Source organism: Rhizobium sp. 21-4511-3d (genome assembly GCF_053522545.1).
On sequence record NZ_JBNWCF010000012.1, the window covers coordinates 1 to 26,435 of the forward strand.

The following is a 26,435-nucleotide window of genomic DNA, read 5'->3' on the forward strand; positions in this document are numbered from 1 at the left end:
TCGCCAACGGCCATCCAAATAGCCAAATCGACGACCTGCTGCCGTGGACCTATGCCGCAAGGCACGAACTCAAAGCCGTGGCCTGAAAACAGCGCTTACTTTGTAAGGCTCCGATCGCCTTTGCGACCGGCCATCAGCGGCGTCTCCCGTAACCGGTAGGCGCCGCTTTTTTTGGCCACGACCAAAAATCAAAGAACGATCCATGGAAGACACCGCAACGGGCAGGCGCCTCGATCGCCGCAGAGGACCGCGCGACGAGCGATCAGCTGAAGGTTCGGCTGGACGACGAATTAGCAGGCCGATGTGTACACCCGCGCTGCGCGAAGAAGGAAGCTTGCCGGCGACGGCGCGGAGCTTCATATGCCGGACCGTAACGGGAACAAGAGATCTCACCTTGGAAGACCGAATTTGAAAATGGAACTTAGAAGCCAAAGAAATGATACGACAACAAGAGCTTACGGGAATCGATGGTGGGTGCGGGAGGGGCCCGTGACCATGTCCGTTCCCTGATGCTCTGTCCTCGGAAGACGGATTGGGATCGTCTGGCTTGCGCCCCGCCAGTTGGAATGAAACGTTGGCACACCAGTGCCGTTGGACTACGGTTTCCGCTCGTGCAGGAGGATGGCGAGCAATGTGCAATTTGTATCGCATGGAAGATCGGGATTGGGTTTCGAAATGGGCTGCAGATGCTGAGAGCCTGATAAACCTCATGCCGGCCTACCAAATGAACCCGGATCAGCTCGGACCGATTATCCGCAACACCAACGACGGAAGGAAGCAGCTTGTCCACGCGAGGTGGGGCCTGCCCTCACCGGTCTTCGTCCAGAAGAAGGCTGCTGAGACGCGCGCAGCAAAGCTTGCTGCCAAAGGCAAGCCTGTAGACATGAACGAACTGCTCCGGATGGAGCCGGATCGCGGCGTCACCAATGTCCGCAAGCTCAACTTGCCGCATTGGCGGCGATGGTTCGGAGCCGAGCACCGCTGCCTCGTTCCTGTAACGACCTTTGCGGAACCCGACCCTATCAGCCAGGAGCCTGGAGGCAAGACGCCGAATGCCTGGTTCGGCCGCGCCGACACGACGGATCTTATGTTCTTTGCAGGCATTCATGTCCCGCAGTGGCAGAGCGTTCGCAAGGTAAAGGACGGGCTGACGACCGATGATCTCTACGGCTTCTTAACAACCGCTGCCAATAACGTGGTCGCTCCAGTCCATGAAAAAGCGATGCCGGTCTTACTGCTGACTAAGGAGGAGACCGACGTCTGGATGCGCGCACCCTGGGACGAAGCCCAGCACCTGGCACGTCCCGCGCCGAACGACGCGATCCGCATCGTGGCAAGGGAGCCATACGGCTCGACGATCGTCGATGTGGCCGGCGAAATGCTGACGGAGCCGGATCTTTTCGGCTAGAGGACGCGAGCGACGTTCATGAGGATGAGTAACCGATGGGCTGTTGATCCTGCTGACGCGGGTCGAAGTAAACTCTGATCAGTCACGACAGAAAAAGCGGGCAGCAATCTTTTGATAAGCCCTCGCGGGCGGTGAAGTGCACGCCGAACCCTGAACCCCGTCTCAACCTCGAAGGTCTTGTGGGTAAACGGGTAATGAATCTCTCCGCGGCGAATATCGAAGAACCATCAGGCAAACGGTCTATGCGATGGATGCGATGTCCCGCAACCGATGAAAGGAACAGATTTGTTTCTGGCTCGTGCCGTAATTTATTCTCGCTCCGTGAGGCGGAAGACATCATCTTGATCAACGCGTTTCCGGAGCGGTGAGCAGATTCTAAGAGAGCACAGCGATGAAGAAGCCCACGCGAGGGCGGCGCGCGGCTCTGATGATCTCTGCAATGGGTCGAGGGAGAAGAGATTGAACGCGTGCGGTGGGTTACCGACAACGTTCGCCGTCTTAACTTTAATGTCAGCAGCAGGTTCGACCGGCTCGCAAAAAATTCGGCTGTGATCCGCGTTGACAAAACGGGCTTTCATATTTTAGCAATTTGCTCGTTGTGGACCTGAGAGACCCACAACACGAAATGATGGTGTGCATGAGAAGGCTTCGGGCCATTAGGGCAATGGTGGTTCCGAGGCCTTCTTCTAACACGTGCTGATGTGCAAACCCGCGCCGAGTGACGGACGTAACAACAACCGGGGGTCTCCGGGTAACGGGGTGTGCGGGACTACGTCGGTTAGGCACGGCGGCCATGACCTCATGCCATGATCGCGCCACCGGACACGAAACCAGATGGGAGAAATCCGTCATCCCTCACGGCTATTGCCGCGGGCGACTGAGGTCTTAACTCCCGCAGTACGCCGAGGGCACGGAGGCGCGGATGCTTCGTCCCATTACCGGAAGCGGGCGGCAAGGGAGGTGCTCGGTAAAACCAGCAATGACGCGCTCACCACACCGACCGCCGTTACATTATCGTTCGCGGCCGCCTTTGGCGGAGGTCGAGACCTGATCTGACTGAAGGTGAACACAAGCGTCTCGTGGCGGAGCTTGTGTCTGCACGCAGGAAAGTGAGAGAAGCCTTTACTGACCCGGCGCGTCTGCTTGAAGCCAGAAGGACAATCGATGCCCCAAAGGTCTCGCTCGGGAGCGAGGGGCGGTCTGGTGGTCGGAGGGAGCCCCGGCCCTGAACAGGCGCCGGCAAAGACGACGCCCTATGCCGTCTGGAAACTCGAACAAGCCTCGGAACGGTTGAGCGTTATCCCTCCTCCGCGCAATCGATGCCGGATCACGGCTTGACTATTGGCGATGGCGGATGTCGGCGGCCGAACGCCTCACGGTGCGAGTGAACGAATGCAGCTTTTAACCGAGCACTCAACAGGCGTGAGTGGACGGCATAGGACGACGTAGCATTCACACGGGTTGCTGCAATCCCGACGACGTCTGAGATGAGGGTGGCGGCCAGCATTTCGAGGGATCGACAACCGTTCGCGTAAAGCTTGATGGCCGCGTCGCAAAGGAACGAAGACGCATTATCGTCCCAGCCGACACCATAGTGCCGATACCAGGCGCTAACAGCCTTTGAGATCAGGACGTGATCTTCCGGAACATTGGACATGGGTGCCTCGTCGATACGGGTGAAGCGGTTGTCAGCAAACGCAGGAAGTTTTTGCTGGTTCCACCAATTCAGTGCAGGCTTGCTTGACAAAGCGCGTGCGCTCGACGAACGGGGCCCGGCGCTCGCCAGTCATTATCGCGATACTTTTATGCCGAGCAGGGGCCGAATGGCCGGCGCGGCTATTTCACCGCGGGATCCAGATGACGGCAACTTTGGCCTCTTTTGCCGCTGAGTGCATCATCACAGTTCACGCAGATGCTCGGCTCTACCGATTGGCTGCCTGGCGGCGGCCTAGTCCTCGGCTGGTTTCGGTCCCCTACTTGGCCTCTCGCTCTGGATGCATCGCAAGCTGCGCGGATTGCCGGCCTTTTAGAGATGAAGGCCGAAGCAGGCTCGAAGGCGCCACTAATGGAAGCCTTTCGAAATTGTCAGACGGTGACAGGCCAATGAATCAATCTCAGAGCGAAACGCCCTAAGCCTTTGAAAAATGATTCGTTTCGAGTCGGAACGAATCACCCGTTTCGGACTTGAGTCGCAACTGGGTGATTCGGAGTATGGCGTCATGGCGGGTGGTCAGCGTGCCCAATGGAAAGGTTTCCTGAAGTTTGGCGAGGTCTCTTGCGGCGTCGCCCTGTACACCGCGGCCAGCACCTCGGACAGGATCTCGTTCAACATGATCAACAAGGCGTCCGGCAACAAGGTCAACCGCATCTATGTGGACAGCGAGACTGAAGATCCGGTGCCGCGCGAGGACCAGGTCAAGGGCTTCGAGATCGACAACGGTCAATATTTGCAGATCGATCCGGAAGAGATCGCTGCCACCATTCCCGAAAGCAACAAGACGCTATCAGTCGCGGCCTTCATACCCTGCGATGAGATCGACGATGTCTATTTCGACAAGCCCTACTATCTCACGCCTGACAAGATGGGCGGAGACGCCTTCGTCGCGCTGCGTGACGCAATGAGAAAGTCGAAGGTTGCGGCCGTTGCGCGTGCAGTCCTCTTTCGAAGGATGAGGACCGTCCTCATACGTCCCCACGGCAAGGGCCTGATCGCCACTACCCTGAATTACGACTACGAGGTGCGTTCAAGCGCCAAGGCGTTCGAGGAGATGCCCAAGCTGAAAATCGAGGGTGAGATGCTGGATCTCGCCAAACACATCATCTCCACCAAGAAAGGCGAGTTCGACCCAGCGACTTTCAACGATAGGTACGAAACCGCCCTTGCCGAACTGGTCAAGGCCAAGATCGAGGGCAAGGCGCTACCCAAGCCGAAGAAGGTCGAGATCTCCAAACCCAACGACCTGCTTGCGGCTCTTCGCGAGAGTGCAGGATTGCTAGCCTCCGGCGCCAACGGCAAAAGCAAGGCGACGCGCACGGCGGCCAATGCCAATCAGGGGTCTTCCGGAAAGGCTGCCCGTGGAACGGCCTCGAAGGCCGCCCCGTCATCGAGATCCACGTCGCACCGGAAGGCAAGCTGAGGAGATCGACCATGGCCCCTTATCGTTGGAAGGGTTATCTGAAGCTTTCGCTGGTCACCTGCCCGGTTTCGATGACCTCTGCGACATCGGAATCGGAGAAAGTCCGGTTTCATACGCTCAACAAATCGACGGGAAATCGCGTCGTCTCCCAGTATGTCGACAGCGTAACCGGCAAGCCTGTGAAGGACGAGAACGAAGCCAAGGGCTACGCCCGTGGCGAGAACGACTATGTCATACTGACAGACGACGACCTTGACCGCGTGACGCTCGATACGGTCAAGACGATCGATATCGAGAAGTTCGTACCCGCCGAATCCATCGAATGGGTCTATCTGGAGAAGCCGAATTACCTCATGCCTGACGACCCGGTCGGCAACGAAGCGTTCGCCGTCATTCGCGACGCCATGAAATCCGATGGCGTCGTCGGGGTCTCCAAACTCGTAATGGGCCGCCGGGAGCGTGCCGTCATCCTGGAGCCGCGCGGCGAAGGCATCGTCCTCTGGTCGCTCCGGTTCGGTGATGAGGTCCGCCCGGAAGAGAACTACTTCGACGATATCGAAGACGAAGGCGATCCCGACCTGGTGCCGCTGGTGCAGAAGCTGATCAAGCAGCAGACATCGCATTGGTCACCTGACATGGTCAGCGATCCGATCCAGGAAAGCCTCCTGAAACTGATCGAGGAGAAAAAGAAGGCGCTGAGGCCGAAGAAGTCTGCTAAAGGCAAGACGTCCGAGGCGTCTCCGAAGTCGAACGTGGTCAACATCATGGACGCGCTGAAGAAGTCGGTGGCGGAGGAGTTGAAGAGCAGGAAAGCAGCCGGGTAGGTACCTGCGTTCATAACACGTCCAAGCGAGCTGAGATCGCTCTGGAGCTTCAGGAGGCCCAAATGCAAAAGATTGCAGTCTCGGCAGTATGTGCTGCTCTGGCTCATGAGGGAATGATCACCTTACAGCTCTATGACCTGGACGCCGCCTCCGGCGGGCTGGCGGGAGCAACGGTCGGCGGTCTTGGCATCACCATTGCCAGAATCCGGCGCTCAGCGACCCGGCGAAACGTCCGTCGAGAGCGTCGGCGTTCTTGATGCAGCTCCGTTCTTTTAAACGGGCCGACGCTCACGCTCCTCGGCCTTGTCCTCTGCGACTTCCTCGACGCATTGAGCCCTCTCCGCCAGCTTCTGGCTCATTTCCCTAAGCTGCTGCTCGTCCAGCTTCTCGATGCCGACGAACTTGTTCTGCGCTTGCGATGTCAGGATCAATTCATCGAGCTTCGCCTGCAAAGCCTTGCCGTCCCGGTTCTGCGAGTTCTGCAAAACAAACACCATTAGGAAGGTGATGATCGTAGTGCTCGTATTGATCACCAACTGCCAGTTTTCGCTGTAGTCGAAGACCGGACCCGAGGCGGCCCAGACAACAACAAGTGCGACCGCAAGTACGAACGTTGCCGGCTTGCCAGACAGATCCGCGATCAGGGTGGCAAATTTCGAAAAGCCTCTGGATATAACGTTATCGCTCATGGAAATCTCGCTGTTGCCCGGCCAATGATAACGCAAACAGGAGCAGAGCTGTTCCAGTTGGAGCAGGTCTTGGGACTTTAGTCTGGGTTCGGACCCACCCGACGTCGCAGACCGTTCCTCCGTATCCAGCGCAGCGTCGAATGGAACGCCCCACACTCCCTTGCCCCGGTACTCGAATTGAGGGTGACGTACTTTGCGAGCTCTTTGCCCTTTGCATCCCTGCCGATACGGGCGACCCCGCGGCGCAGACGAGGAGGGCTTTGAGCTCGCATTTGCCGGCAAGATGAACTTCAAGCGTGTCGCATTTATTCGGCTTCTTACACTGCTGCTTTAAAGAGGCAATGACCTTAGAATCATCCGTGAAGGTGAACGTGCCATGATGGCGATGGTATGTTCAATTTTTCCTGTTTCGTAAGGTGAAGGACAGTTTCTGACCCTATCAGGCGTGAAGTACATCTGGGCCTATCTCGGGCTTGGGGCTCTTCTGTGGTACGCCGTCTTCCTGTCGGTGACTCACGCCACGCTCGCAGGCGTCGTCCAGGCGCTTCATACCGCTGAAAGTCACACACGGCGATATCGAAGCTGGGCACGAGTAGTCTCCGCTCCACAAACCCGAGCACGCACTCCAGAAGCCGGTGGCTTTCTTCATCGTGTCGGTACTGCGCTTCGCAAATGCCGTTGTCTCCTTCATGGGCGCGTCCGCAAGCGTGCTGGCGGAGCCAGTCACTTCGGCGTCGCCTCTGGACTTAACCTCGGGAAGCTCGCAGGCGCACTTGGAATCTGGCGCTTCAGGTTAAGTCCGGGTCCGCGAAAACTCTGGCTCCTCCTTCTTCGCACAGAAGCCGTTCAAGCTGATCCTGCCCGACTTGCTCGATCTCTACAAATACCTCGACGCTTACATCGACCGCCATCGTGGTGTTCTGCTCGACGGAGTCTGTTCGTCAAGACGCTCAAGACCACCAGCCTTGATGCGGCCTACAACTCGACAACCTTCTGCGATGCTTGGCGGACGGTCATCCAATGCTATGGCATCTATAATGCCTATACCGGACGGGGGTGCGATCAAGGGCTTGTTGCCGCATGGACCCCATAACCTGCGCGACATTCTTGCGACGCATATTCTGAAGCAGACCGGATCCTACGAGCAGGCAAGCTACGCCATTCAGGACATGCCCGACGTCGTGCAATAGCACTATGGTCGCTCCCTGCCACAAGACAAGGCCGCACTTGCGGCCAAGATCCTCAATCAGGCTTGGGAAGCTGCATAAAATCGAATGAGATGCTCGCCTTGGATGTCGGCTACACCCTACGTCCGAGCCGAGCTCGTCGTTTCGCTCTTAAGGGATGTGAACCATCGCTTCCTATAAGGTCGCGGCGGTCTATTGATTTTATTTGCTTTTCAGGTGGGGCCGCACAATCTGATGCGAATGAGTATTGTCATAGGCGTTCCTTTTGAGCAGGCCTGACCTTTATCTCTTGAGAATGCCAACCATTCGATTGATAGCGTCCCCATATTCCTTGTGCATGGTTTCGGCTGCTTCCGAGATGGCCAGCTTCCAAGCAGGTCCGCGATCCCATGCCTCTTCCAGAGCGTCAGCCAGTGATGGCCCATGGCCCGTGACCGGCAGGACCTCGAATAGTATTCCTGCCTGTCTAAGGTCTTTATCCCGTTTGGCCTGGCCGCCGGCGTCATTCTGACGGCGGCCGGCAATGATAAGCTTGTGCACCGCGTACCTGCAAGGATCAGGGATAGCAACTGAAATACCGGCACCATGTAGCAAGATCGAACGAACGGGATCGCGGATTAAGAAATCCATGAATCTTAGCGGTTCGGCTGACGCGCCTCCGAGAGCAGGCATGTTGGCGGGTTTGTCCGAATATTCTTCGGCTCCCCTGTTTGTCGTCATGAACTCGACCCTGTAACCGCTCTGGTTCCGGAAGGCATGAGATCGAGAGCTGCCGCTGATATGCGGCACTGCGCGGAACGTTGGATCAAGCCCTTTCAGGAGATCGAGGATCGGCGGCAGCGAATCTGCCACCTCGGCGGAGATCGCGAAATCCTGGGCCAGGTCTGCATCACCTGTTAGGATCGCCGCCGAAGGCAGACGGATGCCAAGATATGCCGAGTAGCATTGAAAAGCGACAGTGCCGATGAGAACACCGCGCAGCCGGAAGAGACCGGCCTTGGCAAGCGCCTGTACGATATCACCGGTAAAGCGATCAGCGGCAATTAAACCGGCTTCGCGCGTTAGCGTAGAAACGTACTTGCGGCGAGCCTTATAGTCAGACTTCTCACCCTTGAAGGTTTCGACCCGTTCCGAAATCAGGGGGTCGTCGGCAGGCCCGACATAACGGCGTTTCTGCCCACCCTCTCCGTCGGGCTGGTCGAAATACCAGTAACGCCGGCCATCAACTGCTACTGGCACGAATCTACCCGATGGAGGGAAGTCTTCCGCCCAATCATCATCAAATGCCCGTTGCTGGAGTTCCGCGACCATGGTGCGAAACATGAGGTCAATCTGCTTAATCATGCCACCTCTATATCTTTTTCGCAAATCTAGTATAGCAAGTTTTGCGGCTTTCCCCGGTGGACGCTGCCCGCCTCTGCCAGTGCAAGACACCACCTACCGTGATCCTCACTATACTATCTTCTCGGACATAATATAAGGCCGGTGTCGAGATGCCCGACTTGTACGGACCCGAACTATCGCCCCTCACATGCTAAGCTACTGATCTAACGTCCCTGTTGCATAACGCCTTTTTATGGACCTCCAGCGATCGCCGCCGGCGATTATCATTCTCATTCTGACCTGGAGCCCGCGCCGGGTAGATTTTCCTTTCGGCAAGCCCCATGAGGGCAGTTCGCCGAACTTTGCGGTGCGCGGTCGGAAAGTGGGCGAGATTTAAAGGTCTGTCAACCGAAGGCAGGCTATCCCTCCTCAATCAACTGCTCTCAAAGCATTCCAGCGCTCGCATGAGATGGTACGCTTCGCAGACCTTGGCCTCAAAGAGCTTGTGCAGCGCTTGGTTGTCATCGATGTCGAAGGACTGGACGACGCCGCCGTTAATGGCGAAGACCTCGTGCGGTTCTATCCCTGAGTTGTCGATCAACAAAACTTCGTCTGCAATCCCGAGCGCTTCGTCAGCTTCTCGAAGGATCCATCGTGCCGCCTGCGGATGTTTTCCTCCGGGATGTCGTGACCGCCCTTGAGGACACGCTGTCTAACGCGCTCGACGTTCGTCTCAACGGAATCCAAAGCAACATAGTAAAGGCCGACCTTGAACCCGGCTGCCTTGGCAGCCCGCATCATTCTCAACGATTGGTTGCTGCTCAGCGTCGTCTCGAAAATAAAAGACTGCCTGGTGTCGATCATCTCGTGAATCTTCACGAGAGCCGCTCGACCAGCTTGGATTTCGGTCGATCTGTTATCGGCGGCCGGCATCGCTTTGGCGATCTCGTCCGCGTTGATCCAAACACCCTCGAGCTTCAGCTTCGCGAAGGCGGAAGTTTTGCCGGAGCCGTTCGGCCCTGCGAGGAGGATACACGACAACTCGGGCATGGAGCGATTGCTACCTCACGGTAGCCGGAGCACGTTCCTTGCGCTCATGCCGGGCCTTATCCTTCGCCTCGTTCTGCCGATCCTTGGCAGTGATCGTTAGGCCCATACGGCGGCTCTCGGCGATGGCTTCCCGGCCGATCTCCTTCAAGGCTTGCCTGTTCTCGCGGTATTTCTGCAAGAGCATCAGCGATCTCCTTTCCATTCTTCCATAACATAATGCGACAGGCCGTCGGCTGCAAATACAGCTTGTGCCAGGTGCCAGCGACAGCAGCACTGAATGCAACGGGCCGAAGGAGACAGCTTCGATTGAAGGGATGTGAACCAGCGCCCACCAAGTTTCAAAAAACCAACATGCTCAACGCGCGTCTGATCAATGGGTTCACCGGAGCGGTTCGATCCGGCGGATGCCAATGGTCCAGGACAGAAGCCCGATGACGGACATGAGCGCGGCAAGCAGAAAGGCGGAGCCATACGCCCCCGTCGCGTCGACGATCAAGCCAGTCATGACCGGCGCTACAATCCCCGAGATGTTGCCGAAGCAGTTTTGCAGCCCGATCCACTTCGCGGTCGCGGACGGCCCTGCGAGGGTCTGGCCGATCGCAAATAGATTGAAGCCGCCGAGTCCGTGGCCGATGGACGACACAGCAGCCCGCCAACAGCGACGTCCGGATCACGGAAGGTGCACATCAGCATGCAGATGGTGGAGACCAGGCAGGCGGCTTCCATGCAGGTCTTGCGGACAACGTTCGGGCGCGGTCCACTCGCCATCAGTCGGTCGGCCGCCCCCAGCGCCTTCATCGGCATGCTATCGGGTGGTAACTTCGGCAAGCTTCTGGTCAGGGTCGGAATAGGATGAACGTGCGAACGATGCTGCCACCTTTGAGCCGCCGGGTTGGATGCTCTTGAGCAGATATGAACCTGTGGCCCGCTACGAACTTTGGCCTAGCCAACGACCAGCGACGCTGGTTGGTGATTGTGTGCTGCTGAATGAACGTTGCCGATTGGCGAAGCGACTGAGACAAGAAGCATCGGTTGCCGTGGGGCTTGTAGGAGCCGGTCTGCTTGAGGAAATGCGTTGCCAGGATATCCCGCAGATTATGTGGGCCGTGCGGCAGCAGTCCTTTGATGGCACCTTCCGCAGGACCAGCCTGCCTTTGCTGCTTGCATTCCTAGAATCAGGTATGGGAAGCTGAATAGTTCTCTCCCTATACCTTGATGGGCATAGCACTTAGTGCTATATAAACCGATGTCAGACAGAGTGTTCAAAACAGCATGGTTCGCCAAGGCGGCAAAGAAGGCGCGCATTTCCGACAAGGTTTTGTCGGCGGCAATCCGCCAAATGGCACTTGGACAGGCCGACGATCTTGGTGGTGGTGTCTTCAATAAGCGTCTCAACGATAACATGCATCGTTCAATCGTTCTGGCCAAGGCAGGCGAGTTCTGGGTGTTCGCCTATCTCTTCGCGAAGAAAGATCGGGCGAACATTGATGACGACGAGCTTCAAGCATTCCGAAAGCTCGCTGACCTCTACCGCCGCAAGACGAAAACTGATCTCGAGTCGGAACTCGAGGCCTTTTGGAGATAGACCATGGCGACTAATCGCAAGTTCAAGAGCGATGCCTTCGAGGCAATCCACAGTGCTGTTGAAGGCATGTATTCGGCGGGGACCATCGATAAGGAAACGATGCGGACATTCGATGAAGATTGTCTTGTGGTCCCACCTGACCTGACGCCGGATGAGATCAAGGCTTTGCGTGAGAAGAACCACGTCAGCCAGCCGATCTTCGCCCGCTATCTGAACACCAGTCAGTCGACAGTGCAAAAGTGGGAAACCGGCGCCAAACGGCCTAGCGGACCCGCGCTGAAGCTACTTTCGCTTGTGCAGAAACACGGACTTCAGATGTTAACGTAACCGGAGCTCCGGTCCCTCGCGTATTCGATTTCGTCATTTTCGCCTTGAATGGATTCGAACCTACGATCAGTGAGCGGATTTTCCCGCTGTACTGAATTGGCTACCTTTTCACATCATTACGGGCCTCAAAACGCGTGCTACTAACTGGTCTGTTATGGTCTTCACTTGACCGATGGCGTGCCGCTTGTCATACATGAGGCGGCCTTACACGCAGGCCGGTGTGCCCGCCACGCAAAGCTATGTCAGCGTTCCATCTCTGAATTGTCACACTGTGCCGGCAGGTCTGGCCATTAGCGGGCACATGGTCGGATCAATTCAGGAACTGAATATGACCGAAGCAGCAGAAATTAGCCACCTCAAGCTTCTTGGAAAACATCCCGCCCGAGTCACCAGGGTGGCGCTACATGAAGCTCTGAACTTCATTGCCATACACCTCGGCATTGCGAATTAGACACAACTCGTCACCGCCAACAAGAATGGGTGGATCCCAAGCTCCGAGCAGGTGGCGACCATCGAAGCAGTGGTCGCGAAGCACGTTTCACCGGCGGATTTTACGATGGGAAGTACCGACGCAAGTGCGCGTCGCTGGGGGTATCTTGAACAAGGACGAGTGTTGCAGCCGACGACCAGTGCCCCGTGTTCGACGCCGACTTACTCGAAGAAGCGCTGAGCCTAGGCAACAATCGGATGTCGCAGGTTCGCAGCAAGATCTCGTCCGAGTGGCCAAGGAGGTCGACAAAACCTGATGGGGACGGCAAAGCTCGCCATCCGCTATGAGACCGCGACTCCGACACCTGGTTTTGCTTGCATTGCGATGGGAAGATCACGGGCGTTCAGATCGCTAAAAATCTGTGGCATTGCCCCGCATGTGGCGCTGCCCCAGTCGACATTTTCGACGCTGCTTTCTGGTGCGAAGATGAAGGCAAATCGCTCCCGCCGATCGGCGATAAAGCGAAATCAGACACTAGCAAACCTGAATTCCACGTAGTCGATGACCGTCCAAAACTTGAGTTGAACGAACGCAACATCGTTCTTCTCATGAGAAGCGCACTCTTAGATGACTCGACGAACGTAAGCGAACGACTGGGGGCGCTGTTGGCCGAAATCACCGTCGATGAAGACAACGACGTTTGAATCTCGCTCGAAGAGGATTTGTGGCCGGATGATAAGGCCCCAACTCAGGCGATCAACGTTGCAGCACAGCGCGGTATCGAAATTGAGTGGGAGACCATGTGGTCGAAGATACCTTTTCACTGACCAGCTTTGGGTGAGCAGACCTCAAGCACCACCGAATACCTGCAAATGTTGCTAGAGGCATATGCGCATTATGCTGTCCCCTCATACAGCGACGCGTAGTCGTTTCAGGCCAACCTCCTCGCTTGAATATCTACCGAGGAGGTTGGTCACGACAAAGCGTACACTCCGGCCCTTCGAAACGAAGGTGGTCTTGCATCTCAGACGAGGAAAGCAGTTTCCGGAGCCGAAGGAAATGATTTGAACCACCGACCCTTTGATCGAAGGACAAGACGCTGGATATCCGCGACCACTAACTGCTTAAGATACATGCTCCGCGGCTCTCTGTAGCAAACCAGCCCGACTTGAGATGACCTTGCGAATTGCACTCAGGATGGGGTGCCTGATCCCCTCGTGGGCCAGTTCTGCAACAAGGGCGTCGGCCTCGCTCACAATCCTTTCCGCCATCTGGGCAAGATCGCGGACAAGGATGCGCTGAGAAGATTTGGTTTCGGGCACGAGTGTCGCCCAATGCTTCAACTGGATCGTGTCGGGCACATCGCGGCCACCAATCTTCATGGCGAGCCTCTTTGACAAGCGGGGATAAACAGCCGTGCAAACGACGTCGTAGATCGGCGCCAGATCCGGTTCATCGGAGCCATAAAGCAGGGCGTAGTTCTTGCCGTGGGCATCAGCGTTGCCGACGAGATAGTGGAAGATCAGCATGCGGATGAACTGCAACCGATCCGCGACGGGCCTCGCGCAGGCGTTGTCGATCAGCCCGAGAGATCGTTCTGTTCCCGGTCCTCCCTCGGCCTCATACTTCAGCTCTGGCGGTACGCTAAGGGCCTGGCAGAAGTCTTCCTGGTGTAGGCGCTCAATGATGCCGTCCGCAGCTTTCGTTCGATCATAACGCTCAACCAGGAGAAAGGCAGTCGCCCCGTCCAGGCGAATCTGAACATGGGGTACGGGCAGCTTGAGGCGGGCGGCCAGCTGCATACAAAAATACTCGTTCTCCACCGTGCCTTCCAACGCCTGGATGACTGGTTTCAAGATATGGGTCGTTGGTCTTCCGTCTCTTGCCAAGGCGATAGAATCTCCATCGACAATGACCGCCAGTTTGTCCTGCGCGCCGGCGAGCGACAGGCGGATGCCCTCGTCTCCGCCAAGCAGAGGCCGGGTCCGCAGCCTGCTGAGAACCTCGTCCAGACGTTCCGAAGTGAGAATTTCGGCTTGGGACTGGCCGGGAGGTTCGGGCGCTGTGCCGGTGGGATAGATTGACAAGGCACCTGCGCATTCGCCGCCGATAACTTCCAGTAGCCCGAAGGCATTGCCTGCCGAGAGGCCGAGCGCACCAGCTAGGCGTTGCCGCGCGCCTTCGTCCGGCAAGAGACCGGAAAAAAACGGGCGCACGACCTGATCACCAAAGGGTTCTTCTTGCAGGGGCATCGAGAACGAGATCGCTCGCGATCGTTGGTCCAGGAGATACGCGCCATCGTAGGCGAAGATCAGTAGGCCGTCGTCAAGCCGGCCGAGCACGCCCGCCTTGGTGTCGCGAAAATAGACGTCCAAGACGCGGGTCACGATCGCGGGCCCTGGCGACGCCCAACGGAAACAAGAAGACCAAGACCGGCCAAGACTTGCATCGCACGGCCAATCTGGCAGCTCTCTTTGCCGGCCTCAAGTTCACGCAGAAACCGTACGCCCACACCAATCGCCCCGGCCAATTGCTCCTGGGTTAACCCTTGCTGTCTGCGCTCCTGACGGATCAGCATGCCGAGAGTTTTTGTATCTTTGATCTTGTCCATAATCACCCCTATCGGGATGATTATATCATCGGATGGCGCAAAAGAAAGACAAAAGAACCGATCGGGATGATTTTCGGATTTTTTTGGCCAACTGACCGAAATAGACCCGCTCGGGACTACATCGCACGACTTACCCTTGCGCTTACTACTTGAAGCAGTTCTCACGGTGCCATCTCAGGAACTGGGGATGTGGCCGCTCGAAGACCCATGCTAGGCATGGTCGCCTTCCCAGTCTTGTTGAGGAGTCCTTGAATGCTGTCAGGATCATTCGCCTGACGCGATATCAGGATATCAAGATCGTCCGAAAGACCAATCAGACCGCGATCAAACATCCAGTGTGCGGTGCCCGAAAGAGCAATTCCGTTGGAAAGAATGTCGGGTCCGCTCGCTTCCACCGGCCCGATATGTGCGGCGTCGACCTCCGCCCGGCCACCACCGTTGATGAGCTTCAATCCCGTGATGGCGGATCGTTTGTCATAGGCGTGAAGAACGAGCCGGCGAAACAGCCGATTTCGAACGATCCGCGACGAGAGTTGCATAACCCGGTCGCGCTCCTGCTCGAACATGAACGGCGCTTGAGCTTCATCTGCAAATCCATCGGCCGCATGCGTCCCCCCGGCTCATCCAGCCGAGGCAGTTCAGGCTCATGCTCGTCTATGCCAATCGATACGATGCGGTTGAAATCTGCTGCGGACATCGGCCGGACTGCAGCCTGCGCCCTGCCGGAATACGGCCCTCTTCAACATCCACGCCATCCCAGCCTGGATGTACCAGGCCGCGGAGACCATAACTGCCGATCCGCCGCCCCAGAAAGACGGAAGCACTCTGCCAAGCATTTCTGGGTTCTCCAGGGAAATGGAGCTGGGTGGTGCGAACGCGCCTACCCGGACGCTGGACTTTGAAATGAAAATGACGCGTTCGGCCGGGATAAAGCGCCGGCATGATGGTGGTGGACCACCAGCGCCCCTTGGTGTCGGCGAACTGGTGCCCACGCAGACGGAAACCCACGGTGTCCTAGGCGCCGTTTTCGTCCGCATGCCAAATCTCAACGCGGCTGCCGCCAAGCGGCTGGCAGCGAATGTCGAGTACGAACTGCGACCGTTATTCGCTCGCCTCCGGGTGCATCCGAATAGAGATCCCGGTTCAGCGGCGAGTTCGGCTTGAAGAAGGGGCCGCCTTCCCGTTCAAGGGTCGGTCCGTCTCCATCGTTATATGCGGGCGTGAGCGGCAGTTCGGGAACGGCCTGCGCAAACGCCTCATTCTCGCCACCTCAACGAGCGGCAGCGTCAGAAAGGCCGTCAGAAGCGCGCGTCTAGTGGAAGGCAAGGCCGGCCTTCCCGTGATTGTGCCAACGTGATGGCGGGTTAATCAATGCGCCGTTACTGCAGGCGCTGCGCGGCATTTGTCTATGCCTCTCGGATCAGGCCGGAATACATATTCTCTTTGCCGATATACCACGGCATCGTGCCGATGGAGCCGAAGCCGGGAATTGTTTTCATGTGCGCGACCATCCGAGCCCGCATGCGCTCGTCCGGAAGAGGTCCTGTCATCGCCTGGACATCGTAACTCATGTGGTCGGAATTGGACGTGCCGCAGAGGACGCTCGTGACGGCGGGGCCGTCACCGATTTTTATCTCCATCCTGCCGCACCTCCTTGACTGGCTGATTGCAGCACTTGTTCTGTTCACTTGCACCTTCTGGATGGAACGAACATCCCGCGCAGCGATGCCGCTCAGCGTTGCTGAAACCGAGCACTCGATGATAGCGTCTACGCGCTCAACGCGTTGCTGAGATCTTTCAATCCGATCATCAGCATCAGCGGGTCAGACGGAGATGGGAGAAATCCAACGGCCTCGTAGAAGGTACGTGCGTCATCTGAAATCGCATGCACCAGCACGCCGCGGATACCAAGTATTTCGGCTGCGTTGAGCAGGCGCAACCCTGCATCACGCACCAATGCCCGACCGATACCGCGGCCCTGATAGGTCCGGTCGATAGCCAGGCGACCAAGTCCAGCGACTGGGATCGGATCTGGCATGTTTCGCTTAAACCGGCCTGGAACTTCTGGTGTCCTCACCGCGCCGGAGGCGAGAGCGTAATAGGCGACGACACGATTTCCGTCGCAAACCACGAAAGTACGAGACGCACCGCTTGCCTGATTAACTCGCGCTCGTCGGCGCAGCCAATCATCCAGTTCTGAAACGCCGGAATCAAATCCGACAAGTTCATGATGCTCGGCCAAAGGGGCAGGCGAAGTGAGGGTCACGCCTCATCCCATGGAGCTTGGGTCAACATTGTGCGTTTCAGACGCGCATTCGGCTTCGCGGGCGCATCAAGTCGGGTAAGGTATTCGGCATACACCTCAGGACTTACCGTGAAGACGGTACGGTCAAGCAGTACTTCCTCGGCGCGGCGTTCAGAGGCTTCCAGCATGAAATCTGTGCGTGTCTTGCCAAGCAGTTCAGCCGCGCGGTCGATAAGATTGCGCGTTGCGGGCTTGATACGGATATTCAATGGAACGCTTGCTTCCAAATTTTTGCGTTTCGTCGGCATGGGCAACTCCAATGTGATAATGCTATAGCGTAACGACACTATCGTTACAAGCCCCGTAACGGTCGTGTCGTTACGGGATTATGAGCTGACACGTACAATGGGCTCTCGATGGGGTGCGAACCACCGGCCCAGTCGTAATAGAGCTATCCAAGGAAATTTCTTTGTAGTGGGCGTCAACCTCGCTCATTTGGATTCACCACTCGAAGCTAGGAGGCAGGCTAATGGCTATGCCTGAGACCTTTGTGCGCGGGATCCTCAACTCTTCGGAAAAGATTACGCTGATCTGACCGTACGGCTCGCATATTACGGACTTCCGCCGTGCAGGGCGATGACTACCACCCAATTGAACGTTGCCAGCAAGCATCTCCGGTCAAGCTGGCAAGATGCCATGACCTCGGGGCCACAACCGGCACCAACACCGCCCTCCTGCACGCACACAGTTCCGATGGTCAGGCTGTTAATCAGCGCCGTTGGATTATCGATACGCGAAGTGCCGAACAGGAGCTTAAGTGATAAACCGGAAACAACAGCCGCGCTCTCACGGTTAACTGACAAACGACACCAGCCCTTTACCGCGCCGGCTTCTGGCCTCCCGCTGCGGTGATGACACCGACAATGATGAGGCCGGTGAGTAGCAGGCGTATGCCTGCGCTGACGCCAAAGGTGTTCAGCATCGTCAGCAACAACACGAGAAAAAGCGCCGCACCCCAGATGCCGGGAACATTCGCCTTGCCGCCGGCCACGGACGTGCCGCCGATGACGACCACCGCAATGGACGACAGCAGGTATTCATTGCCGATATCAACATTGGCACCGCGGAAATAGCCGGCCAGCAGTGCGCCGTTCAATCCCCCGAGCATGCCAGACAGGGTATATGTCAAAAAGCGGATGCGGCCGACATTGACGCCGGCGAGCCATGCGGCGCGGATATTCTGCCCGATTGCCAGGACGGACCGGCCATAGATCATGCGGTTTAGGGCAATCGAAGCGCCCACCGTGAAGAGCACCGTGAACATAGCCAGTACCGGAAAGCCAAGAATCTGGATGTTGGTGAACTCGGCAAAGCCAGGCGGCGGCTTGATTTGCAGCCCGCGGCCATAGCTGATGTCGATCGATTGGATGATGAAGCTTGCCGACAGCGTCGCGATGATCGGTGGGATGCGCAAGGCCCAGATCAGCAGATAGTTCGCAACCCCTACCGCAGCGCCGCTGGCGAGCGCCGCCAGCAGGCCGATCACGATCATGCTGTCCTGCCCGTCCATCGTCTTCATGGCGACGGCACTGGCGAGACCGATATTGGCCGGCAGCGAGAGATCGACATTGCCGGGACCAAGTGTGATGACGAACATCTGGCCGATACCGACGATGACCATGAACACGGCGAGCGAGAGTGCTGCCGTGATCATACCGCCGGCACCGTAGCCGCCGGTAAAGGCGATCGTCGCCACCCAGGCGGCCAATGCGCCCATAAAGGACCAGATCCAGGGCTTTGCAGCAAGAGCCTTCAAACGCGCCATATTACGCCTCCTTGCGGCTGATGAGAGCACGCGCTGCAAGCACGATGATGAGGATCGCACCGTTTGCCGCGACCTGCCAATCCGGCGGAATATGCATGAAGGTCAGCAGCGATGACGCCGCAAGCGCGAGCGTCAGCGCGCCTATGACGGCACCAATCGGCGATACGCGCCCGCCCATGAATTCGCCTCCGCCGAGAATGACGCCTGCGATCGACAAGAGCGTGTAACCATTCCCGATATTGGCATCTCCCGACGAGGTGATCCCGATCAGCGTCAGCCCCGAGAGGAGGCCAAAGCAGCCGGCAAGCGCAAAAAGCGTGACCTTGGTGCGCAACAGAGACCATCCGGCGCGTGCAAGCGCTGCCGGATTGCCGCCCGATCCGCGCAAGATCACGCCATAGGAGGTGCGCATCAGCCCGAAATAGACGATCAGGGCGATGATCACGGCAGCAACGATTGGAAAGGGAACAATGGGCGGCTTGAAGGATGTGATCGCCTGCAGCCAGTCCGGCGCCTTGCCACCTGGCTTCGGCAGGACCAGGATCGCCAGCCCCTGCCAAACGAAGCTCATGCCCAGCGTCACGACGATCGATGGCAGGTTTCGCAGGTGGATCAATGCCCCCAGTAATGCATAGATACCAATGGATCCAAGCAGAATGGCGATGCCGAGAAGCGGCGCATCGCGCAGCCAAGTCGCAGTGACGCAACCGACGAAACCGACAAAAGTGCCAATCGAAAGATCGAGCTCGTTGCCGGCGATCACGAACATCTGCGCGATGGTCGCAAGCGCAATCGGAATAGCGAGGTTCAGCATGAGACTGAAGCCGAAATAGGAAATCGCGCGCGGATTGAGCCAAGCGATCGCCATCAGCACGAGCGCGAGCGACAGTGCCGGCAGCATGGCGCGCAAGGCCCTCGTCCTGCCGGCGCTATTGCGGGCCGCACGCGTGACGGAACGGTCGAGCGAAACGAAAGTCATCCTAATGCACCTCGGCGAAGGAGGATTGAATGATCTTCTCCTCGGTCAGCTCGTCACGCGTCAGGTTAGCGACGATGCGACCGTTCTTGAAGACATAAACGTGATGGCAGTTGTCGAGTTCTTCCGTCTCGGTCGTATACCAGATGAAGGTACGACCGTTTGCCGCTTCCCGGCGGATGAGATCATAGACCTCGAGCTTGGTGCCTATATCGACGCCGCGCATCGGATCGTCCATCAAAATGATATCCGCATCGGAACCGAGAGCACGCGCAAACAGTGCCTTCTGCTGGTTTCCGCCTGAAAGCGACACGATATTGTTGCTCATGTCCGGCGTGCGGATGCCAATACGGCTCTTCCAGATCTCCGCCAACTCGGCTTCGCGTTTCGGCGAGATCAGCAACCGGTCGCACAGCCGCTTCAGCGAGCGGATACCGATGTTCTCGGCAATCGACCACTGCGGAAAAATGCCATCCGATTGCCTGTCTCCGGCAACAAGGGCCACAGGTGCCGTCACCTCGACACCGGTTGTTCCGCGGTTGGCTGCTTTGAATATCGAAAGCAACAAGTCGGTCTGCCCATGACCTGCAAGTCCGGCAAGGCCGATGATCGAGCCGGCCCGGGCGACGAGTTGCGTGCCATCCTTTTGCTGGGCGGGCTTCGCCCTCACACGCGGCGCGCCTGCCGGTTGGACGGATGCAACCACCTGCGCCGAAATCTTTCCCCGGTGCGCGGCGCCGCCCATGGTGGCGACCAGCCTATCCCGGTCGTACGCACCGGCCAGATCAGTTGCGACGACCTTGCCGTCGCGCATGACGACGATCCGGTCTGAGTTCTGCAGCACTTCGCCGAGCACATGGGAGATCAGGATGCAACTTCCTCCCCCCGCCACAAACCGCCGGACGAAGGCAAGCAGCTGTCCGGCAGTGTGGGCGTCAAGCGAAGAGGTCGGCTCGTCCAGAATGACGAGATTCAGCGGATCCTCCGTTACCGTGAAAGCCCGGGCAACCTCGACCATCTGGCGTCGGCCGATCGAGAGATCCGCCACGACATCGGAAGCATCGATGCCATGGTCGGGAAATATCTCGTCGAGGCTAGCGGTAATGAGCGACGCGGCTCGCTGGTGCCAGCCGAAGCCACGCAACGCAGGATGATTGATCCGGGTGTTTTCAGCGACCGAGAGATTGGGACAAAGCGAAAGCTCCTGGAAGACGCAGCGGACCCCAACCTTTTGTGCCCTGGCAACCGAATAATGCTCCTCGACCGTCCCAGCAATCGTCATCCGGCCGCGGTCGATCGTCAACGTTCCCGCAAGCATGTTCATCAGCGTCGACTTGCCGGCGCCGTTATGGCCGACAAGCCCGACACACTCGCCGGGATTGACCTGGAAATCCACGCCATCAAGTGCCCTCACGGCGCCGAAATGCTTTTCGGCGCCGCTCAGGCTGACAATGGGCCGGGTGTCCTCAGCCGGTGCTGGCACCATCACTTGATGTTAGCCTTGATAGCTTTCATCGCATCGTCCTGCGTGTATTCGGTGGTGGCGACGCTACCAGCCGGGATATCCGCCAGATGCTTCTCAAAATCGTCCTGAGTAAAGGCGAGATAGGGCACTAGAAGATCGTGCGGAATGTCCTTGCGGCCATCGAGGACCTGTTGCGCTACCCAGAAGGCCAGCGTTGAAACGCCGGGAGCGATCGACGCCGACCAGGTGGTGTAACCATCCTTGGCCTTCTGCTCTTTCCACCATTGCAGCTCATCCTGCCGATTGCCCATGATGATGGTCGGACGCGGCTTGCCGGCTGCCGCAAAGGCCTGCGCGGCACCATAGCCGTCGCCGCCCTGTGTAACGACGCCGATGATGTCCGGCAGAGAAGGCAGGACGGTCGCCACGGCCTTCTGTGCGGTGGTCTGGTCCCAGTTGCCCGTCACAGAGCTGACGATCTTGAATTCCGGATGAGCGGCGACGCCCTCCTGCAGACCCTTGTGAATGGAATCGTCGATGGATGTGCCTGCCAGCCCGCGGATCTCAAGCAGGTTTCCACCATTAGGGTGGAGCTTCTTCATCTGCTCGATTTCTTGCTTGCCCATGTCCTCGAAGTCAACGACGACACGGTAGGCGCAGGGCTCGTTGACGATACCATCGAAGGAAACGACGACGATACCTGCATCGCAAGCCTGCTTGACGGCGCCGTTCAGCGCATCCGGCGAAGCCGCATTGATGACGATGGCATCATATCCCTGCAGGATCAGATTCTGTAGCTGCGCTGCCTGGGTCGGCACCTCCTGATCCGCCGTCGTAAAGACGTCGGCGGCGCCGACGATCTTATCGGCAACGGCTTTCTTGGTGACGATGTCATAGCTCTTCAGCATCGCCTGTCGCCAGGAATTGCCAGCGTAGTTGTTCGAGAACGCGATCTTCTTTCCGCTGGTATCAGCAAGAGCCGTGCCCGATGCAAGCAGCGCTGCAAGGCCGGCGAGTACGAAAATTTTATGCATTTCAATCCTCCCAATTTGTTCGCATTGAGCGAAAGGCTCTTCCCCCGGTTCCGGCCCTCCGGCAACCGTCATCCGGATGCCGAGGCATCCGTGGCGCCGATCCTCCATCGACGGCCATTCCTGCTAGCCGGTTTCCCGGACTTCAGAACAGTCTCAACCCCGGCACGCGCACCCTCAGTCTATGCAGCGAACTCGAAGCAGTAATATAAAGGCTTTTCAAGTCATCGTCTCCGAAGGCAAAGTTGGCCGTCGGCTCCGGCGTGCGGATGATGCCGAGCGTATGGCCAGACGGGTCAAAGACGTGGATGCCGCCCGGTCCGCAGCAATAGATATTGCCGCAGCTATCGATCTTCATGCCATCGGGCGCGCCCGGTTCCTCACCTTTGGTCTCGGCCCACACGGCGCCTCCCGACAGCTCGCCCCGCGGCGAGATGTTGAAGACGCGGATATGCTGGCGCTCCGTGTCGTTGATGAAGAGACGCGATTCATCAAGGGAAAAACAAAGTCCATTCGGCTGGGCGAAATCGTCGATAAGCAGGGTCAGGTTCGAACCGTCGGGGTCGACCCGATACACGCCTTGAAAGGCGAGATCCTGCGGCCGCGGCACGCCGTAATATTCCATGCGCCCGAACGTTGGGTCGGTGAAATAGATCGCTCCGCCCGTCGCAACGACGATATCGTTCGGGCTGTTCAGCTCCTTGTCCTTGTAGTGCGTGGCAATGATGCTGGTCGAACCGTCGCGCTCGAGGCGCGAAACACGGCTCGTTGCATGTTCGCAGGTGAGAAGACGTCCTTGCCGGTCGAGTGTATTGCCGTTCGCCTTGTGGCTCGGCCGCCGGAAATCCTCGATGATGCCGTTGGGCCGGCGGATATACATGCGGTTCTCAGGCATGTCGCTGAAGACAAGCCATTTTTCGTAGGGATGCCAAACTGGACCTTCGGTGAAGCCGAGCCCGCTTGCCAGCGTCTCCAAAGCCCCATCGCCGACGACATCCGCAAAACCGGGATCACGCGCGCTTTTCGCCATATCTCAGCTCTTGGTCGCCTTGACGGTCTTTCCGGCGACGTACCAATCCGTGTCGGCAACATCCTCGAAAACGACCCAGATCGCTTCCTTGGGCAGCTCCGCCACCTCGCTGACCGCCTCGGTGACACGCCGCGCGATCTCGTTCTTGCGGTCCTGAGAATGTCCTTTGAGTATCTGAATATTGACGAAGGGCATAAGGTGTTCTCCCAACATTCTTATCATTGTGCCGACAGTAAGCCACGGATGCGGAATATCCCGCTACGCACGAAGACGCATAACGGAGTGTGTATTCGCACAGTCTACCCGCTATTCTTTCCGGGTTGCGGTCTGTGCGAGCCACGCATCAAGGCTTTCCTGGGCCCGCCGCAGCGCATCGGCATTAATAAGGCCGCGCGCGAGCGCGAGGCAAATTGCCCGCGTTCTCGAGTTGAACAGAGAACCGCCCTCACCCGCGCCCTCCTCGGGCACGGCGACGCCAAGCTTTTCGTAAAGATGACGAATGCGCGCCTGCGCACCGCGTGTGGAGAGGCCACGCCGCGTGGCGATCGCCTTGTCGGTCAGCCCGAGCGCGACGTCGAGCAAGCTCTCATATTCGCTGTCGGTGATCCCTTCCAGCCGATCCTGCACCCGATGCTGAATGCCTCTGACTTCCCGGTCGATGATGCAGTGTCCCTCGGCGAAGACCCCTCGCAACGCCGACCGCATGCCCTCCTCCGAGGCCGATTTTAACACATAGCCGTAGACCGTGCCGGGCGGCACGATGCGCGCGACACCGCGCACATAGGATTCGTCGGCAAAGTTCGACCAGAAAAGAATATGAGTATCGGCGCGCCGGTGCCAGATCGAGCGTGCGACCTCGATGCCGGTTGCCTTCGGCAACTGCAGATCAAGCACGACATAAGGCGGCTCCCGGTTACGGGCGAGATCCATCGCCACATCACCGCGGCCGGTTTCGATGACCTCGACATTGCCGGGCCAGAGGTGTTCGATGATATTGCGCACGAAGGCCCGATGTAGCCCGTCATCTTCAGCGACCATCACCAGCATTTAGAGGCTCTCCATCGCAGCTGGCGCGATTTCGGGCGGCAGCGTTCCGGCAAAGACCGATTCGCCGGCAAGTGGCACTTCGAGCGCCACCCGTGTGCCGGCCTTACGGCCGGAGCGGCCGATACGCAACCGCGCGCCGATCAGGTCGGCGCGCGTGTGCATATGGCCAATGCCGCCGCTCGCCTGCGGATCGACGCGGAAACAGCCCGATCCGTCATCGGAAACGATTACCCGCAGCAGCGCCGGTGTCGATTCGACGCGCACCTCGATGCAGCCAGGCGTTGCGTGCTTGACAGCATTGTTGATCGCTTCCTGCGCAATACGGTATATCGCCGTCAGTGTCCGCTCAGGCAGGTCATCGGCTGCACCGCCGCTCGTATCATGGATGTTCACTGCAATCGATGGTGTGGCCCGGCTGACGCTCCGGTTAAGATGCGCCTCTATTGCATCGCGCAGACCGAACAGTTCGAGGACGCTCGGCCGCATGTCATCGACGATGTGGCGCAGTTCCGTCAGGCAATTGACGATTTCCCGCTCGAGTTCGGCAAGCTGCCCGGCTCCGGCAACACCATGGCGATGAAGCGCCGACACCTGACGCACCACCCGGGACAGGTCTGCAAGCGTTTGGTCGTGCAGGTCCATCGCAATGCGCCGCCGTTCCCGCTCCATGCCTTCGGTCAGCCGCGAAGCCCCGACGCGTAAAAGTTCCTCGCGATTGCGTGCCGTGCTTTCGGCCAGCATGGCGCGGTGCGCCTCCTCGCTCTGGATCAGGGCGAAGATATAGGGAGCAATGAATTCCGCACATTGCTGGGCGATCTCCAGATCGGCGGGGGTGTAGCAGCCCGGTTCATGGCGGCTGATGTTGAGCGCGCCGATGATGTCGCCCCGTGCGCGCAACGGCACGATGATACGGCTGCGGAGCTTCGCGGCAAAGATTGGTTCGTCGAGCGCACCGACGAAATGAAACCGCTGATCGTGCAGCGCGTCGTCGGTCAAAAGAAAGGGCAGCTCGCCTCTGAGCACCGCGCGTACCGGGCTCAGCTCGACCGGCGGCGGACTGAGCACCAGTTCGCTCCAACTCGTCGGGCAGCCGGTCTCATAACAGATGTGACTGCGACCCTCGTTCAGAAGTATCGCGACGTCGATATGGTCGTGCGGCAACAGCCTGCCGATCTCGACTGCCGTTGCGCGAAACGCTGTCCCCGGATCCATGTGTCCGGCAAAGGCCCTGGAGATCGCCAGCAGCCGATCGACAAGTTCAGCGTCGTTTCCGATCATGCATTATCCTCCAACTCCGTTCTCCCGGCGAAGTCAGGCCGATGATGGCACCTTTCTATCGAGATTGCATCAGGTTGATTTTCCGGGTCGTGACATTGCCCGGCGAGAAGGCTGGGCTTTCGTCCCTAAAGCCGCCCAACGCGCGATCGGCCACTCGATGTCGGCCCATCACGAATGTTCGCCGCACGCGACTTTGCGGCCGAATTTAAAGCGGCCGACCGGGACGTGAAAGTTGAGGTTCGAGCGGCATTGTTGCTATTGGCCGACAAAGGCCCAAAGCTTGGTCGGCCGTCGGCCGATACCTTGAGGGACCAACTACGGCAATATGAAAGAGCTCCGTTTTGAAGCCGCTGATGGGGAGCGGCGCGCGGCATTCGCATTTGATCCCGAGACAAAGGGCGCAATGGTAAAAGACCATGTCGATCGCGGGTACTTTTCTGCACGTTTTGCCTTCATGGTCTTCCCCGATGGAAGCGCTCTACCTCTATCTCCTAAGCCGCCGTCATCAATCGGCGGCGCTGCGAGCGCTTGTTGCCTCCTAAAAGTCCGTGCCAGCGACCGACCAGTCCTGCTCAAGCGGAGAGCGATATAACGACGTCCTGGATCGGTTTACTGGGCACCGCCGCCTTCTCGCCAATAACTGTCGATGATATTTTGGCCATTGTTGACGACCCGCTGACCCAGCTCTGGATCGCCGCCTTTCAGCGTATCGGGATCGCCGCCGCACAAGCGGACGAATGTCACCTGCTGAACCGTGAACATGAAATACTCCGTGCTGGTCGGGCCGAATTCCAGGCCGGCCTCCTTGAAACCGTCTGCGACCTCGGCAGCCGCGACGTCGATTGCCTTGAAGACCTTGTCTAACATCGAACGCTCCGCCGCATTGCGGATCTCAAGGTATTTCCGCTGTTCGGGCGTCGGCGCGGAGCAGGTCTTTTCAGTCATACTTTTCTCCATAGGATCAGGT

General features: G+C 58.2%; 26 protein-coding genes and 4 pseudogenes. 8 read left to right on the forward strand and 22 right to left on the reverse strand.

Annotated features, from left to right (window positions below; translation table 11 throughout):
* The first annotated feature begins 631 nt into the window (after positions 1–631).
* Positions 632–1,408, forward strand: a complete 777-nt coding sequence (locus ACQZ5H_RS23555; RefSeq protein ID WP_203431640.1) for an SOS response-associated peptidase — start codon at positions 632–634, stop codon at positions 1,406–1,408.
* A gap of 1,327 nt (positions 1,409–2,735) precedes the next feature.
* Here ACQZ5H_RS23555 and ACQZ5H_RS23560 read toward each other — a convergent pair.
* Positions 2,736–3,065, reverse strand: coding sequence for a hypothetical protein (locus tag ACQZ5H_RS23560; RefSeq protein WP_449099144.1), 330 nt, complete (start codon positions 3,063–3,065; stop codon positions 2,736–2,738).
* A 562-nt stretch (positions 3,066–3,627) separates the two neighbouring features.
* Here ACQZ5H_RS23560 and ku (ACQZ5H_RS23565) point away from each other — a divergent pair.
* Entirely contained in the window at positions 3,628–4,545 is a 918-nt protein-coding gene (ku, locus tag ACQZ5H_RS23565; RefSeq protein WP_203431641.1) for a non-homologous end joining protein Ku, read from the forward strand.
* Between the two features lie 11 nt (positions 4,546–4,556).
* The gene (gene ku / locus ACQZ5H_RS23570) at positions 4,557–5,369 is read left to right on the forward strand and encodes a non-homologous end joining protein Ku (RefSeq protein WP_203431305.1); all 813 of its coding nucleotides are present in this window, start codon (positions 4,557–4,559) and stop codon (positions 5,367–5,369) included.
* Between the two features lie 272 nt (positions 5,370–5,641).
* On the opposite strand, the gene ACQZ5H_RS23575 is transcribed toward ku (ACQZ5H_RS23570), so the two are convergent.
* On the reverse strand, positions 5,642–6,058 hold the full coding sequence (locus tag ACQZ5H_RS23575; protein WP_112716942.1) for a low affinity iron permease family protein: 417 nt from the start codon (positions 6,056–6,058) through the stop codon (positions 5,642–5,644).
* Between the two features lie 445 nt (positions 6,059–6,503).
* Between ACQZ5H_RS23575 and ACQZ5H_RS23580 the strand changes: the two are divergent.
* Positions 6,504–6,776, forward strand: a pseudogene (locus tag ACQZ5H_RS23580) (Na+/H+ antiporter NhaA); the annotation flags it as partial.
* 91 nt (positions 6,777–6,867) lie between these two features.
* A pseudogene (locus ACQZ5H_RS23585) lies at positions 6,868–7,326 on the forward strand (hypothetical protein); the annotation flags it as partial.
* A 201-nt stretch (positions 7,327–7,527) separates the two neighbouring features.
* Here ACQZ5H_RS23585 and ACQZ5H_RS23590 read toward each other — a convergent pair.
* The 5 genes from ACQZ5H_RS23590 to ACQZ5H_RS23610 form a co-directional block, all read right to left on the reverse strand.
* Positions 7,528–8,586, reverse strand: a complete 1,059-nt coding sequence (locus tag ACQZ5H_RS23590; RefSeq protein ID WP_246777768.1) for a nucleotidyltransferase family protein — start codon at positions 8,584–8,586, stop codon at positions 7,528–7,530.
* Positions 8,587–9,001: 415 nt separating this feature from the next.
* Entirely contained in the window at positions 9,002–9,169 is a 168-nt protein-coding gene (locus ACQZ5H_RS23595) for a hypothetical protein (RefSeq protein ID WP_246777689.1), read from the reverse strand.
* Positions 9,166–9,618, reverse strand: coding sequence for a zeta toxin family protein (locus ACQZ5H_RS23600; protein ID WP_246777690.1), 453 nt, complete (start codon positions 9,616–9,618; stop codon positions 9,166–9,168). The genes ACQZ5H_RS23595 and ACQZ5H_RS23600 overlap by 4 nt, the downstream gene beginning before the upstream one ends.
* A gap of 10 nt (positions 9,619–9,628) precedes the next feature.
* Positions 9,629–9,802, reverse strand: a complete 174-nt coding sequence (locus ACQZ5H_RS23605) for a hypothetical protein (protein WP_203431307.1) — start codon at positions 9,800–9,802, stop codon at positions 9,629–9,631.
* Between the two features lie 195 nt (positions 9,803–9,997).
* Complete coding sequence (locus tag ACQZ5H_RS23610; protein WP_203431308.1) at positions 9,998–10,261, reverse strand: MFS transporter; 264 nt, start codon at positions 10,259–10,261, stop codon at positions 9,998–10,000.
* Positions 10,262–10,864: 603 nt separating this feature from the next.
* Here ACQZ5H_RS23610 and ACQZ5H_RS23615 point away from each other — a divergent pair.
* The 3 genes from ACQZ5H_RS23615 to ACQZ5H_RS23625 all read left to right on the forward strand — a co-directional run bounded on the left by ACQZ5H_RS23615 (position 10,865) and on the right by ACQZ5H_RS23625 (position 11,981).
* The gene (locus ACQZ5H_RS23615; protein ID WP_449099145.1) at positions 10,865–11,203 is read left to right on the forward strand and encodes a type II toxin-antitoxin system RelE/ParE family toxin; all 339 of its coding nucleotides are present in this window, start codon (positions 10,865–10,867) and stop codon (positions 11,201–11,203) included.
* Between the two features lie 3 nt (positions 11,204–11,206).
* Positions 11,207–11,530 (forward strand): helix-turn-helix domain-containing protein, encoded by a 324-nt coding sequence (locus ACQZ5H_RS23620; RefSeq protein WP_203431309.1) that lies wholly within the window; start codon positions 11,207–11,209, stop codon positions 11,528–11,530.
* 328 nt (positions 11,531–11,858) lie between these two features.
* Positions 11,859–11,981 (forward strand): hypothetical protein, encoded by a 123-nt coding sequence (locus ACQZ5H_RS23625; RefSeq protein ID WP_281438227.1) that lies wholly within the window; start codon positions 11,859–11,861, stop codon positions 11,979–11,981.
* Positions 11,982–13,084: 1,103 nt separating this feature from the next.
* Here the strand turns inward: ACQZ5H_RS23625 and ACQZ5H_RS23630 are convergent.
* From ACQZ5H_RS23630 to ACQZ5H_RS23700, 15 genes and pseudogenes are all read right to left on the reverse strand, one after another.
* On the reverse strand, positions 13,085–14,347 hold the full coding sequence (locus ACQZ5H_RS23630) for a type II toxin-antitoxin system HipA family toxin (protein WP_112716948.1): 1,263 nt from the start codon (positions 14,345–14,347) through the stop codon (positions 13,085–13,087).
* Positions 14,344–14,571: a helix-turn-helix domain-containing protein gene (locus tag ACQZ5H_RS23635; RefSeq protein ID WP_112717548.1), complete on the reverse strand. Its 228-nt coding sequence runs from the start codon at positions 14,569–14,571 to the stop codon at positions 14,344–14,346. The genes ACQZ5H_RS23630 and ACQZ5H_RS23635 overlap by 4 nt, the downstream gene beginning before the upstream one ends.
* Positions 14,572–14,716: 145 nt before the next feature.
* Positions 14,717–15,307, reverse strand: a pseudogene (locus ACQZ5H_RS23640) (HNH endonuclease); the annotation flags it as partial.
* A 670-nt stretch (positions 15,308–15,977) separates the two neighbouring features.
* Positions 15,978–16,187 (reverse strand): annotated as a pseudogene (locus ACQZ5H_RS23645) (aldo/keto reductase); the annotation flags it as partial.
* Positions 16,188–16,339: 152 nt separating this feature from the next.
* Positions 16,340–16,837: a GNAT family N-acetyltransferase gene (locus ACQZ5H_RS23650; protein ID WP_203431310.1), complete on the reverse strand. Its 498-nt coding sequence runs from the start codon at positions 16,835–16,837 to the stop codon at positions 16,340–16,342.
* Positions 16,834–17,124, reverse strand: a complete 291-nt coding sequence (locus tag ACQZ5H_RS23655; protein WP_203431311.1) for a type II toxin-antitoxin system TacA family antitoxin — start codon at positions 17,122–17,124, stop codon at positions 16,834–16,836. The genes ACQZ5H_RS23650 and ACQZ5H_RS23655 overlap by 4 nt, the downstream gene beginning before the upstream one ends.
* A 569-nt stretch (positions 17,125–17,693) precedes the next feature.
* Positions 17,694–18,641, reverse strand: coding sequence for an ABC transporter permease (locus ACQZ5H_RS23660; protein WP_199628404.1), 948 nt, complete (start codon positions 18,639–18,641; stop codon positions 17,694–17,696).
* A 1-nt stretch (position 18,642) separates the two neighbouring features.
* Positions 18,643–19,620 carry an ABC transporter permease gene (locus tag ACQZ5H_RS23665; RefSeq protein ID WP_203431312.1) on the reverse strand — a complete coding sequence of 326 codons (978 nt, stop codon included), beginning with the start codon at positions 19,618–19,620 and terminating at the stop codon, positions 18,643–18,645.
* Between the two features lies 1 nt (position 19,621).
* Positions 19,622–21,103, reverse strand: a complete 1,482-nt coding sequence (locus tag ACQZ5H_RS23670) for a sugar ABC transporter ATP-binding protein (protein WP_203431642.1) — start codon at positions 21,101–21,103, stop codon at positions 19,622–19,624.
* Positions 21,103–22,116, reverse strand: a complete 1,014-nt coding sequence (locus tag ACQZ5H_RS23675; RefSeq protein WP_130279691.1) for an ABC transporter substrate-binding protein — start codon at positions 22,114–22,116, stop codon at positions 21,103–21,105. The genes ACQZ5H_RS23670 and ACQZ5H_RS23675 overlap by 1 nt, the downstream gene beginning before the upstream one ends.
* Positions 22,117–22,258: 142 nt before the next feature.
* Complete coding sequence (locus ACQZ5H_RS23680) at positions 22,259–23,143, reverse strand: SMP-30/gluconolactonase/LRE family protein (protein WP_449099146.1); 885 nt, start codon at positions 23,141–23,143, stop codon at positions 22,259–22,261.
* 3 nt (positions 23,144–23,146) lie between these two features.
* Positions 23,147–23,338 (reverse strand): tautomerase family protein, encoded by a 192-nt coding sequence (locus ACQZ5H_RS23685; protein WP_112716998.1) that lies wholly within the window; start codon positions 23,336–23,338, stop codon positions 23,147–23,149.
* A 111-nt stretch (positions 23,339–23,449) separates the two neighbouring features.
* Positions 23,450–24,190 (reverse strand): response regulator transcription factor, encoded by a 741-nt coding sequence (locus ACQZ5H_RS23690; RefSeq protein ID WP_130279693.1) that lies wholly within the window; start codon positions 24,188–24,190, stop codon positions 23,450–23,452.
* On the reverse strand, positions 24,191–25,468 hold the full coding sequence (locus ACQZ5H_RS23695) for a GAF domain-containing sensor histidine kinase (protein WP_449099147.1): 1,278 nt from the start codon (positions 25,466–25,468) through the stop codon (positions 24,191–24,193).
* 609 nt (positions 25,469–26,077) lie between these two features.
* Positions 26,078–26,413, reverse strand: coding sequence for a hypothetical protein (locus ACQZ5H_RS23700; protein ID WP_203431314.1), 336 nt, complete (start codon positions 26,411–26,413; stop codon positions 26,078–26,080).
* Between the last annotated feature and the right edge of the window lie 22 nt (positions 26,414–26,435).